The 12166-nt window shown below is 64.0% G+C and carries 11 protein-coding genes; 1 reads left to right on the top strand and 10 read right to left on the bottom strand.

Translation table 11 applies throughout. The annotated features are described in order from the left end of the window. Positions 1–765 precede the first annotated feature (765 nt). From IVB31_RS02055 to IVB31_RS02100, 10 genes are all read right to left on the bottom strand, one after another. Positions 766–1416: a hypothetical protein gene (locus tag IVB31_RS02055; RefSeq protein ID WP_247317941.1), complete on the bottom strand. Its 651-nt coding sequence runs from the start codon at positions 1414–1416 to the stop codon at positions 766–768. 71 nt (positions 1417–1487) lie between these two features. Then, entirely contained in the window at positions 1488–1688 is a 201-nt protein-coding gene (locus IVB31_RS02060) for a hypothetical protein (protein ID WP_247317943.1), read from the bottom strand. A 171-nt stretch (positions 1689–1859) separates the two neighbouring features. Beyond that, positions 1860–2660 carry a hypothetical protein gene (locus IVB31_RS02065; RefSeq protein WP_247317945.1) on the bottom strand — a complete coding sequence of 267 codons (801 nt, stop codon included), beginning with the start codon at positions 2658–2660 and terminating at the stop codon, positions 1860–1862. A 71-nt stretch (positions 2661–2731) separates the two neighbouring features. Beyond that, the gene (locus tag IVB31_RS02070) at positions 2732–4138 is read right to left on the bottom strand and encodes a hypothetical protein (protein WP_247317948.1); all 1407 of its coding nucleotides are present in this window, start codon (positions 4136–4138) and stop codon (positions 2732–2734) included. A 607-nt stretch (positions 4139–4745) separates the two neighbouring features. Then, positions 4746–5519, bottom strand: a complete 774-nt coding sequence (locus IVB31_RS02075; RefSeq protein ID WP_247317951.1) for a fumarylacetoacetate hydrolase family protein — start codon at positions 5517–5519, stop codon at positions 4746–4748. Between the two features lie 11 nt (positions 5520–5530). After that, complete coding sequence (locus IVB31_RS02080; RefSeq protein ID WP_247317953.1) at positions 5531–6550, bottom strand: 2-dehydropantoate 2-reductase; 1020 nt, start codon at positions 6548–6550, stop codon at positions 5531–5533. A 103-nt stretch (positions 6551–6653) separates the two neighbouring features. Further along, positions 6654–7079 (bottom strand): CBS domain-containing protein, encoded by a 426-nt coding sequence (locus tag IVB31_RS02085; protein ID WP_247317956.1) that lies wholly within the window; start codon positions 7077–7079, stop codon positions 6654–6656. A gap of 186 nt (positions 7080–7265) precedes the next feature. After that, positions 7266–8588 carry an oxalate/formate MFS antiporter gene (gene oxlT / locus IVB31_RS02090; protein WP_247317959.1) on the bottom strand — a complete coding sequence of 441 codons (1323 nt, stop codon included), beginning with the start codon at positions 8586–8588 and terminating at the stop codon, positions 7266–7268. 258 nt (positions 8589–8846) lie between these two features. Next, positions 8847–10133, bottom strand: coding sequence for an oxalate/formate MFS antiporter (oxlT, locus tag IVB31_RS02095; protein WP_247317961.1), 1287 nt, complete (start codon positions 10131–10133; stop codon positions 8847–8849). A 250-nt stretch (positions 10134–10383) separates the two neighbouring features. After that, positions 10384–10521 carry a hypothetical protein gene (locus IVB31_RS02100; protein ID WP_247317962.1) on the bottom strand — a complete coding sequence of 46 codons (138 nt, stop codon included), beginning with the start codon at positions 10519–10521 and terminating at the stop codon, positions 10384–10386. A gap of 269 nt (positions 10522–10790) precedes the next feature. Between IVB31_RS02100 and IVB31_RS02105 the strand changes: the two genes are divergently transcribed. Further along, positions 10791–12122, top strand: a complete 1332-nt coding sequence (locus tag IVB31_RS02105; protein WP_247317964.1) for an Hsp70 family protein — start codon at positions 10791–10793, stop codon at positions 12120–12122. Positions 12123–12166 lie beyond the last annotated feature (44 nt).

Raw genomic sequence — 12166 nt, forward strand, 5'->3', positions numbered from 1 at the left:
AACAATCTGTTGATCCATTCCTGACCAACTTTCAATCGCAGGCACACCTTCGCTCTCTCGCAGCGCATTCCGCCCGAGCTTTGCTTGATCGCGTCGCCCTCGTCGTAACAAGGGCGCAGGGAAGGCCGGGCGCAGGCTGGCACCCGCAGTCCGTGCGCTGGAAGATGCACACGGGGTGGACCACAGGTCAGCCAATCGCCCGGCCTTCCCTGCGCAATGGTTTACGGCTTACTTCGCGCTCTCCCCGGGGAGCGATGCACTATTGCCCCCGTCGCCTTGCGGATGGCTGATGCGCGTGCCCGGTCGGGCAGCCCACATCACCACAAGACTTGACGCACAGACCCCGGGCGTCAGGACCACACGACTTGGCCGTCCGCGCACGTCTTCGCTGGGACTTCGAGCGCTGGCGTGTGCTCACGCCCGAAGCCATGCCAAGACGCTGTCGGCATCGTGTCGTACGCACGAGAGCCTTTGCTCACGGTTTCCCGCCCTGCAATGCTCGCCGCGCCCGACGCCGTCGCGTCCATCGCACCCCGGCCCGCGGTTCGTGACGATCGCGATCCGCCCCTTGTCTCGGGCCAGGGTGGCTTGCTTGTACGGCAAATCAGAATTTCGGTAAAGTGGAATATTTCTGGTGCGGAGGATTGACAAGCGAGGTGGGGAAATTGTGCGGGGTGTGTTGCCCGACGGTCCCAAAAGGAACGGGACATCTGAGCGTCGGTCCCGGGTATCGCTGCGCTCACCGGGACTACAGCACCGTCGGCGCTACTCCGCGGACAACCGCACCATCTGGCGGCCGCCGTTCGCTTCCCTGAGGCTGTTGACGAAGTTTTCCGGGCGCTGCCAGCGGTTGGGGACCTTCAATCCCATGTACTCAGCGATGTCGCCGATGAAGCCGGTGCAATTGGTGGTCTCGGCATTCCAGACCGGTGAGCTCGCCTGCAATTTCTTGATGTAGGCGAACACGCGTTTGGCGTCGGCCTCGTTGAGATAGACGCGGTAGCTCGCGGTCAGATAGTCGGGATCGAGATCGCCGTAGCTCGCGCCGGTCTCCGACGGCACCCAGGTCAGGTGGCCGAGCACATAGGCCCAGGTGTCGCCGGCTGGCGTCAGGCCAGCGACCTCGACGGCGCGCTCGCTGGTCTTGCCGTACCAGACGAAGGCGTGGCCCCAGCTCGCGGCCGTGCGGGCGCGGAAGTCGACGTAGTACGGACCTTTCTCCGCGCGCGCGATCGGGCGCCGCGTCGATTGCGGCTGAGGTCGTGATGCGGTGTCGGTCGAGGCAAGCGCATTGGCATCGGCCATGCGCTTGCTGGCTTCGTGGGCCGAGGCCGAGGGCGTCGTGCATGCGAGCATCGCCGCCAGGGCAAATCCCGCGAGGATGCAGGATCCCGATCGATCAGGTTTGTTCGTCACGCTGTGCCCCTCGACTGTCGGCCGCTCACGCAGATTTCGCGCTTGGTCTTCTGCGCTTGGTTCGTTGCGCGTCAGTAGCGCGCTGCGACCGGGCCGGGCGCCTTGCCGATCGGGGCCTTGCCAATCGGGCTCTTGCCGATCGGCATCTTGCCGATCGGGGCCTGCTCAGAATAGACCGGCACGGGTTGGCGGCGCGGCAGATCCGCAGCGTTCGCAGCCGTCACCAGAGCAAGCGTAGCACCCACAACAAATACAATCTTCTTCACAGTCATACCCCTAGAAGGTTTGGTCCAAACACGGCACCGCCGTGCCCCCAGACACGCGGCCTAGAAGGGCGACCGAATGCGACCACAGTGCGGCACCCCCGCGACATGTTGGCGGCATATGTCGGGCGCGCGGAGATGTGATGTGTCTGGATGTTTCGTAGTGGCGCCGTGCGCTTCTCAGCGGTCGGCGCTGAGGCGAAAATTCATCTCGATTTTTGCGGACGGCGTTTCGTTCGGAAGGCGCCAGTCCGAATAGCCCGGTGTTGGGTCCGGATCGCCGGAGAGATCGAGCCGCCACGATTGTGCGGGCTGGTTGGGCAGGGTGAGGGTGACGAGGCGGTGGCGTGTCTTGTACATCAGCGAGGCGGAGGTGAGGATCACCTGGCGGTCGCCGTCATGACCGTGCCAGCGGTTGGTCAACTCGGCCACGGTATATCCCTGCCGTTCCTGCACCTCGATCCGCACGTCCTCCCTCGCCGGCAAGGTCATGCCGGCTGGCAGCTTGAACTGGAGCTCGAGCGTCATGAAACCGTGCGAAAGGTAGGGCGAGCGGATGAGCTCGTACCATGCCCACCAGCCGAGCCCCGCGATCAGCAGCAAAAGCGTGAGGGCAAAAGGGAACGAGATGCGGCTGCGTGAGGCCGCCGCGGTGCCGGGCACCTCCCCATCGGGCACAGAGACGCTCTCTCTGACGATGCCGATCCTGCTGAACAGCCATACGCCGACAATAAAGCCGATGACACCGCCGATCGGCCCGATCTGGAAGAAAGCTCCCATGGCGGTGCCGCCATCCCGGTCCGGCCCCGCGAGCGTCGCCACCAGCATTGCAAGCCCGGACCAGCCGGCCAGCATGCCGACGAGACCAGACAGGAGGCCGAGGATGAAGCGCATGTGCGATTGGTCGTGGGGATATTGATCGCGGTTCGAACCCGGTGCCTGTTTCAGGTTGTAGGATGGGTAGAGCGCAGCGAAACCCATCGGTGTTGATCGGGGGCGTCCGGGATGACGGGTTTCGCAAGGGCTCTACCCGTCCTACAAGGTCCGCGCCTTCACCCGATCCGGTTCAGGCTGTTCCGGATCGTCGAGAAGATGCCGCCGATGTCTTTGCGCAAGCCGTCCAGCGCGTTGAAATTGTCGAAGATGCGGGCAAGGCGGTCTTCGACCTCGCGCTTGCTCTTGGTCAGCGCGTCGACGCGCGAGGTGAGGGGGATGTCGCCGCTCGACTCGATCTCGCCGACGGTCTTGGCGAGAAGATCCCGCGTGGTGCCGACCTCCGCGATCAGGGCCTCGATGCCGAACACCGGGGCCTTCAGCGGGACGAGGTCGGCTTGCGACTTCGACAGCTCCGTCTTGAAGCAGTTCAATGTCGCCAGCGTCTCCTGGAGCGCGCCGAGGCGCTGGCGCGACTGGAGAACAAAATCGTTCAGCGCGTTCTGGCGGTCGGCAAGCGTCTTGCCGTCGGCGTCGGTCTCGACACCGGCGAGCGAGTGCTCGAGCTGGGCCTGGCGCTGGCCGAGCTCTTCGAAGTCGAGCCGGATGCCTTTCAGGATGTTGAAGCTGTCGTCGATGCGGGCCAGGCGCTGCTCGATCTCGATCTTGTTCTTCGACAGTGTCTCGACGCGGGCGCCGAGCGGCGTTTCGCCGCCGGTCTCGAGCTCGTCGACGCTCTTGGCGAGGCGCTCATGGCCGATGCTCAGCTCGCCGATCAGGGCGTTGAGGCCGGTGTCGGTTGATCGCAGCGGCACCAGCTCGGCGTGCGATTTCGCCAAATCTTCCTTGTACTGGTTCAGGGTTGCAAACGTTTCCTGGACCGTGCCCACTCTGCTTAGCAGCGTCGATACGTCGCGCGCGATGTCCTTGAGCCGGTCGGCGAGGTTGTTCTTGCGGTCGTCGGTCTCGAGGTCGTGCAGGGAGCGTTCGAGCTGGTTCTGGCGGTCGCGGATCTCGGTGAAGACGGGCTCGACGACGCGGCGCTGATCGGCGACCTTGCCGACCATCTCGCGTACTCCCTGCTGGCGACGGCGGATCTCGGCAAGCTGGTCGTGCATGTCGGTGGATTCATTGCGGCCCTGCTGAAGCAGCGCGCGCTGCTCGATCTCGCCCAGCTTGTCGTGGAGGGCGGAGACGGCCTCCCTTGGATCGCTCTCGATCAGGTGCTGGACGGTGGCATCGAGGTGGTTTTGCAGGGCGTGGGCGACCACGACGTCCTCGCGCGTCTTCTTCAGACGGTCGCGCAATGTGTCGAGGCGCCGGTCCTGGCGCGAGAGCCGCCAGGCGGAGGCGCCGATCAGGGCCAGCGCCAGGGTCAGGATCGCGCCGGTCGAGATGCGCTGCGGGACAGGCAGGCCTCCGAACCAGGCGGGCAGATGGCCGACATCGTAACCGAGCGCCTGCTGGGCGAAGATCGCGATGGCGGCCAGCAGAACAAACCAGGCAAACAGGAAAAACAGCCACATCGTGACTTCCTCACGCCGGCACACATTATCGCCATAGTTGCTATTGGAGAGCGGAACCGAGATCAAGGGCCGCGCGGCTTGCCGGAGGTTTCCACTAGCGCGATCCACGGCTGGTTGCGTCAGCCGATGGGTGGATGGCCTGGTTTTCCCTATTCAGCGTGATGAGTGCGTCATGGCCGGGACGAGCCGGCCATGACGCATGAGGAAGTACGGCAGGACGCCGGCCTATTCGCGCTTTGTCACCAGCTCTTGCCCCAGCCGTAATGGGAATTGTGACCGCCGCCCCATTGGGAGGGGCCAGTGGAGGGGCGCTGCTGGCCGTCACTGCAACGGGGACAGTTGAATGTGGTGTGCGAAGGCGTTTGGGGGGACGCGACAGGGCGGAAGGACGGACGACTCCCATGGTCGGCCCTCCAATAGCGGGCTTCGGCCGAACCGGTCGTGGCCAAGATGGTGCCAACCAGCGCAATGCCGGCCAGAATGCCCGTTATGATCCCCTTGAACATCGTCCTACGTCCCCTCTGAGGTCCAGCGCGGTAGGCGCTGAATAATGAAGGGATCCTACGGCGATGCCGCGAGCGCTTCTGTGCGTTGGGTCACACTCTAGCTACAGCCGAAACTCGTTGGTGAGTTCGCCGATGCCGGCGATCGCGACCGTCACGATGTTCACCGGCTCCTTCATCACGCCGACGCCGACCGAGGTGCCTACGGCAATGAGGTCGCCGGGGAGCAGGGTCATGTCGTGGGAGATCTTGCTGACCAGCACCTGCGCGGTGAAGATCATGTCCGAGATCGGATAGTTCTGCCGCTCCGCGCCGTTGAGGATGGTGCGGACCACCAGCTTGGCCGGATCGAGGCCGGTCGCGATGACGGGGCCGAACGGGCCGTAATCGTCGATGCCCTTGGCGCGGGCCCATTGCGGGAAGGTCGGATCGCTGGTCAGGATGTCGTTGGCGGTGATGTCGTTGACGCAGGTGTAGCCGAAGATGAAGCCGTCTGCTTCCGCCGGCGACACCCGGGCGCAGGTCTTGCCGATGACGATGCCGAGCTCGCCCTCGTAGGTGGTCTTGCCGTCGTAGTAAGAGGGGCGGCGGATCACGGCGCCTGGCGTCGTGATGCTGGTGGTGGCCTTCAGCAGATAGAGCGGCTCCGGCGGTTCGGGCTGGTTGAGCTTGGCCGCGAGCGCGTGGAAATTGTTCCAGAGCGCGACGATCTTGCTGGGCGCGCAGGGCGCCAGCAGCTCGACCTCCGACAGCGCCAAAATCTTGCCGGTGGCTGCATGGCGGCCGAACATCTCGCCCTCATGGACTTTGATGCCTGACGAATTCAGCGTGCCGAAGCCGGTCGCACCGCCATGGCGGAAGCGCAGCCATTTTTTCATCTCGCCCGTCATCACGCCACCGCCAGTGCGCGCGGATCCGATGGCGTCGAGATCCCGTCATAGAGTCCGGCGATGCGGGCGCGCTGGGTCACCATCGCCAGCACGGAGTCGAGCGCGGGGGTGGCGATGCCGGTCAGGCGGCCCATCTCCTGCACCACGGTGACGAGCGGGTCGATCTCCATCGGGCGGCCGCGCTCGAGATCCTGCAGCATCGAGGTCTTGTGCGCGCCGACCTTGCGGGCGCCCTCGATGCGGCGCTCGACGTCGACCCGGAATTTGACGCCGAACGTCTCGGCGATGGCTTGCGTCTCCACCATGATCGCGCGCGACAGGGCGCGGGTGGCCGGATCGGTGCAGATCACGTCGAGCGTTGCATGGGTCAGCGCGCTGATCGGGTTGAAGCAGACATTGCCCCACAGCTTCAGCCAGATCTCGTCGCGGATGCGGTCGAGCACCGGCGCCTTCAGCCCGGCGGCGACGAAGAGATCGGCGAGCCGCTGCACGTCCGAGGTGATCTCGCCGGAGGGCTCGCCGAGCGGAAAATTGTTGCCGTAGACGTGGCGAATCACGCCGGGCGCCTCGATCTCGGTGGCGGGATAGACGATGCAGCCGATGGCGCGCTCGGCCCCGATCTCGCGCCATTGCCGTCCGCCGGGGTCGATGCTCTCCAACGTCGCGTTCTCGTATTGGCCGCCGTGCTTGTGGAAGTACCAATAGGGGATGCCGTTGACGGCGGTGACGATGCGGGTGTGGGGTCCGAGCAGCGGCTGCATCTTCTCGATCACGCCGGTGATCGAGTGCGCCTTCAGCGTGATAATGATGTAGTCCTGCACGCCGAGCTCGGCGGGATCGTCGGTGCAGCGCGGATGCACGGTGTGCGCCTCCTCGCCTGCGCGTAGCGTCAGGCCGCGCTCGCGCATCGCGGCGAGGTGGGCGCCCCGTGCGACCAGGCTGACATCGGCGCCAGCGCGCGCGAGCTGAACTCCGAGATATCCGCCGATCGCGCCGGCGCCGTAGATGCAGATCTTCATGAAGTCCTCGCGAAGGGGCGGAAGCCGGATTTTGGGACGAAAGATCCGTCCGGCTCGGAAGGGTCCGAGCCGGGGCCGGTCGTCGCAGGAGAAGTGTGACGCTTCAGGCCGCTTGCGGCGTGCCGTTGATCGCTTCGTCCATGGCCGTGGCGATGTCGCGCATGCTGACGACCGAGACGAGGCTGTAATCGTCGATGACGGGCAGGTGACGGATGTGATTCTGGTTCATCAAATGGCGGATGTGCTCGATCGTGTCGCTCGACGTGCAGGACACCAGCTGCTGCACCGAGACGAGTTGCGAGACCTTGACGTTGACGGCATTGGCGCCGTGCTCGGCGACGGCGCGCACGACGTCGCGCTCGGTGAACATGCCGACCGCGGTGTTGCCTTCCGAGCGGACCACGTCCTTGACCACCAGTGCGCTGATATTGTTGGCGCGCATCAGCTTGGCGGCGATACCCACCGTTTCGTTCATTCGCACCGTGACAACGCGCGGCGTCTTCTTGCGCAGAATGTCTCCGACCAGCATTGCAACCTCCTTGGGTGAATGATCGCTCAAGTGTGGTATACATAATGCCAATCGTCAAGCGTTCGATTTGGCTGATCCGAAAATTCTTGAGGCAGCAATACTGACGTTTGTCGTCGCGCCGAAACAAACCAAAACAAAAGGGGCGCATCGCTGCGCCCCTGTCTCAACCGTGCAAGTGTGTGGCTGTCACGCCGTCTCGGTCTTGGCGCTACCCGTCGCGGCATTGGCGCTCTCGGCTTCCTTGCCGAGGATGAAGGAGCGGCGCAGGGGCTTGATCACGAACAACGCCATCAGTGCCGCCGTCGCGTTAAGCGCCACCGCGACCACGAACACGGCCTTCCAGCCGTACGTTGCCGAGATCACGCTTGCGAGCGGAACGAGCAGCGAGGCGGTGCCCTTCGCGGTGTAGAGCATGCCGTTATTGGTGGTTGCGTATTTTGAGCCGAAGGTGTCGCCGCAGGTCGCCGGGAACAGCGAGTAGATCTCGCCGAACACGCCGAAATAGACCGCGGTCGCGAGCACGAAGACAACAGGCACGTGACCATAGGCCGACAGCGTCAACAGCATCAAGGCGGCGGTGCCGAACGCGATGAACATGGTGTTCTCGCGGCCGATATTGTCGGAGACGTAGCCGAAGAACGGGCGGCCGAACCCGTCGAAGATTCGGTCGAGCGAGATCGCGAAGGTCAATGCCGCCATCTGGAAGCCGGCAAGCGTCACCGGCGTGTCGGCGATCTTGAAGTCGTGCGCGATCGGCGCGATCTGCGCCGCGGTCATCAGGCCGCCGGAGGCGACCATGACGAAAACGAGGTACATCACCCAGAAAATAGGGGCGCGCAGCACCTGCGGCGGGGTGAAGTCGATCTTGGTCTGCGGCAGATTGAGCTGCTTCTTCTTCGGCGGGATCGAGATCCGCGGCGGTTGGATGAAGAAGGCGAGCACGAACACGATCACGCCCTGGCCGATGCCGAAGGTGAGGAACGCGTGCTGATAGCCGCTGGTTGAGATCATGGTGGCGATCGGCACGATGGTGAGGGCTGCGCCTGCGCCGAAGCCGGCGGCGGTCGCACCGGCGGCGAGGCCGCGGCGGTCGGGAAACCATTTCAGCGCGTTGCCGACGCAGGTGCCGTAGACCGCGCCCGCGCCCATGCCGCCGATGACGGCCGCCGTGTAGAGCAGGGGAAGGCTGTCGGCGTAGGAGTTGAGAATCCACGAGAGCGCGATCATGACGCCGCCGAACATGATGACGATGCGCGGACCGTATTTGTCGACGAACCAGGCCTCGATCGGCACCAGCCAGGTTTCGGTGACGACGAAGATGGTGAAAGCGAGCTGGATCGCGGCGCGCCCCCAATGGTGCGCGTGATCGATCGGATCGACGAACAGCGTCCAGCCATATTGCAAATTGGCAATCATCGCCATGCAGACGATGCCCATGGCGAGCTGAAGCCAACGGAAACCGGTGCGAAGGGGCGCGGCCGTGACGGCGCCATCCGTGCTGGAAATCATCAAGAACCTCCCGAGCGCCTGATTGCTTACGACCTGGGATTGCAAGAGGACCCAGTGTCGCAAATATTGTGGCTTATCGTCGCAAGCGCGGCGGGGAGCTTGGTATACCATATTCCAGATTGCAAGCCCTAACTTGGGCCTCTGGCGACAATTTGCGGAGTTCCGTCCGCACCAGCGGGATCGCGAAGCTTCGCGTAAAACGAAAACGCCCGGCCGTGGGCCGGGCGTCATGCGCGGGAAAGCGCTTTTGGGAGCGCGTCAGACGGTCGATTTTGCGACCACGATCTTGCGCCAGGGCTTGAGCACCGCGATCGCCAGCGCCGAGGCCAGGATGTTGGCGCCCGCCGCGATGATGAACACGTTGTCCCAACTGCCCGACGATTGCTGCATGTAATTGCCGATCGGGACCAGCAGCGCGGCCGTGCCCTTCGCGGTGTAGAGCAGGCCGGCATTGGTGGTCGCGAACTTGGCGCCGAACGTGTCGGTGCAGGTCGAGGGGAACAGCGAGTAGATCTCACCCCAGGCGAAGAACACGAAGCCCGAGAGCAGCACGAACCAAAGGGGATCGTGACCCCAGAGGTAGAGCATCCAGATGCCAACACCTTCCATGCCGAAGGCGATGAACATCGTGTTCTCGCGGCCGATCATGTCGGAGATCCAGCCGAAGAACGGACGCGTCAGGCCGTTGAGCACGCGGTCGATCGTGGCCGCGAAGGTCACCGCCGTCATCGTCACCGCCATCAATGTGACCGGCACGTTGTCGACCTTCCAATCGGCCGCGATCGGCTTCAGGTTTGCCGTCACCATCAGGCCGCCGGCGCCGACGATCACGAACATGAAGTACATCAGCCAGAAGATCGGCTGACGCAGCACCTCGGTCGGCTGGTAGTTGCGTCGCGTCTGCAGCAGATTGGCGTTCGCAACCACGTTCGGCACCTGACCCGGCTTGGGCGCGAGCAGGAAGAAGGCGAGGATGCAGATGATGATGCCTTGTCCGAGGCCGAAATAAAGGAACGTGGTCTGGAAACCGCTGTCCTTGATCATGGCCTGGATCGGCGCGACGGTCAGCGCGGAGCCTGCACCGAAGCCCGCGGCGGTGATGCCCGCGGCAAGGCCGCGCTTGTCTGGAAACCATTTCAGCGCGTTGCCGACGCAGGTGCCGTAGACGCCGCCGGCGCCGATGCCCGCGACGATCATGCCGAGATAGTAGCCGTTGAGCGTGGTGGCCTGCGCGTTGATCGCCCAACCGACGGCACAGAGCACGCCGCCGACCAGCACCACGATGCGCGGACCGTATTTGTCGACGAACCATCCTTCGATCGGCACGAGCCAGGTCTCGAACAGTACGAACAGCGTGAAGGCCCACTGGATCGAGGCGCGATCCCAGCCGAATTTCTTCTGGATGTCGGGGACGAAGAACGTCCAGCCGTATTGATAGTTGGCGATCATCACCATCGCCGCTACACCGACCGCCAATTGCGCCCAGCGATACGTGTCGCTAACGCGCGCGGCTGTAGGGACCGTTGCGTGCACCATGTCCGTCATAAAGCCTCCCGTGGCGCCTCTCATTTTTCTGCGAGCGCTGGAGAGGCATTCTTGTATTCATTATGCCAAGGTTCAAGCGCTGGTCCGGTCACCGTGCGCAAATGCCGCAGCGTTTTTGCTGGCTGCGGCCGTGACTCAAGGACAGCACAAGTAGAAATGGCCCCGTCCTGCGGGGCCATTCATCAAAAGTAGTAGGCGAACTGGAATGAAACCACCGCTGCTCGGTGGCGGTGCCGCAATAGCGCCCGGCTTACAGGCCGAAACGCGGCAGGTCGCCGTTCCGATTCGAGATTTCGGCGCTCGCCATCAGGAGGCGATCAATCGTGGCCATCAGGCGGGCGAACAGCGAAGACGACGGAGCGAGAGCGAGGGCAGCGGACTTGGACATCGGAAATCCCCTTCTTCAGACAGTCAGTATTGCTGTCTCATTTCGAAGGGCAATCTATGTATACCAGATGCCACTGTCTACACGTACCATTGCATAGCAGCATGCGCTATCCCGCATTGCAGCATAACAAGGGGTTAAAGCGGGTCATTCGGGGCTCAAATCGCAAAAAGCCGCGGAAACGAAGCGTTTGATGGTTGGACGGGGTCTTGGCAGGCCCAGTCAAAGCCGTTAGTGGTCTGCCCCCTTCCAATCATCTGTCAGAGTGGTTCATGTCGAGCGCCTCGCCCGCCGTCTCGATCGGTATCGATTTCGGGACCAGCAATACGGTCGTCGCCATCGCGGCGGACGACCGCCGGGTCGAGGCCATTCGCTTCGACCATGGCGGCCAGCGCCACAGCGTCTACGTCTCGGCCCTGTGCTTCTGGGAGGACCGGCCGGGCGCCGGAGCCCAGGCCGAGGGCGGCCCGTGGGCGATCGAGACGTTCCTTGAGGGCCGTCACGTCCACCGCTTCCTCCAGTCGTTCAAGACTTTTGCTGCGAGCAGCAGCTTCAACACCACGCAGGTTTTCCGGCAGCGCTTCAAGTTCGAGGACATTCTCGCGGCGTTTCTGCGGACGCTGGCGCGCCATGGCGGCGATAAATTCGGCTTCGAGACGTCGACCATCACGGTCGGCCGACCGGTCCGCTTCGCCGGCGGCAATCCCGACGAGGCGCTGGCGATGCAGCGCTACCGGGCTGCGTTCGAGCGTCTCGGCGCCGGCCACGCACGCTATGTCTACGAGCCCGTGGGAGCTGCGTTCTCATTCGCCCGCCGGCTGGAGCGCGATGCGACCGTGCTGGTCGCGGATTTCGGCGGCGGCACCAGCGATTTCTCGGTGATGCGGTTCTCGCGCGCGGGAGGTGCCCTGCACGCCGATCCGCTTGGACATGCCGGCATCGGGATTGCGGGCGACACCTTCGACTACCGCATCGTCGATCACGTCGTCTCGCCGCGGCTCGGCAAAGGCTCCAGCTTCCGCTCATTCGACAAGGTGCTGCCGGTCCCAACCGGCCACTACACCAACCTCGCGCGCTGGCATCAGCTCGCGATGATGAAGAGCAACGGCGATTTGCGCGAGCTCCGCGAGCTTGCGCGCTCCGCGCTGAAGCCGGCTCTGCTCGAGGATTTCATCACCATCGTCGATCTCGACCTCGGCTTTTCGCTGTACCGCGCGGTGTCCGACGCCAAGGTCGCGCTGTCGGCGCAGGATGAGGTTGATTTCCGCTTCAAGGGTGGCGGGGTGGATATTGGCGCCGCCATCACGCGGAAAAATTTCGAAGCCTGGATTGTCGACGACATCGCAAGGCTCGGGGCCACCGTCGACAAGGTGCTGAACGAGGCCGGCATCAAAGCGCGCGAGGTGGAGAAGGTGTTTTTGACCGGCGGCACCTCCTTCGTGCCCGCCGTTCGAAAACTGTTTGCCGAGCGGTTCGGCAACGAACGGCTGATGTCGGGCGACCAATTCGAGTCGATCGCCTACGGCCTCGCCTTGATCGGGCACAGTCCCGACCCGGACCGCTGGACCGCAAGCGGCGGGCTCGAGCCGAAGGCGGGCGCGTAAGCCTGAGGTCACGCTGCCGCCCTCAACTCTCGGTCCGATCTGGA

The organism is Bradyrhizobium sp. 21, assembly GCF_023073335.1.
Taxonomy (GTDB): Bacteria; Pseudomonadota; Alphaproteobacteria; order Rhizobiales; family Xanthobacteraceae; genus Bradyrhizobium.

Coding starts and splice junctions, on each gene's coding strand:
- IVB31_RS02060 (WP_247317943.1), bottom strand. CDS start 1,688: ATGACTGTGAAGAAGATTGTATTTGTTGTGGGTGCTACGCTTGCTCTG.
- IVB31_RS02105 (WP_247317964.1), top strand. CDS start 10,791: ATGTCGAGCGCCTCGCCCGCCGTCTCGATCGGTATCGATTTCGGGACC.
- oxlT (WP_247317961.1), bottom strand. CDS start 10,133: ATGACGGACATGGTGCACGCAACGGTCCCTACAGCCGCGCGCGTTAGC.
- IVB31_RS02080 (WP_247317953.1), bottom strand. CDS start 6,550: ATGAAGATCTGCATCTACGGCGCCGGCGCGATCGGCGGATATCTCGGA.
- IVB31_RS02070 (WP_247317948.1), bottom strand. CDS start 4,138: ATGTGGCTGTTTTTCCTGTTTGCCTGGTTTGTTCTGCTGGCCGCCATC.
- IVB31_RS02065 (WP_247317945.1), bottom strand. CDS start 2,660: ATGGGTTTCGCTGCGCTCTACCCATCCTACAACCTGAAACAGGCACCG.
- oxlT (WP_247317959.1), bottom strand. CDS start 8,588: ATGATTTCCAGCACGGATGGCGCCGTCACGGCCGCGCCCCTTCGCACC.
- IVB31_RS02075 (WP_247317951.1), bottom strand. CDS start 5,519: ATGAAAAAATGGCTGCGCTTCCGCCATGGCGGTGCGACCGGCTTCGGC.
- IVB31_RS02085 (WP_247317956.1), bottom strand. CDS start 7,079: ATGCTGGTCGGAGACATTCTGCGCAAGAAGACGCCGCGCGTTGTCACG.
- IVB31_RS02100 (WP_247317962.1), bottom strand. CDS start 10,521: ATGTCCAAGTCCGCTGCCCTCGCTCTCGCTCCGTCGTCTTCGCTGTTC.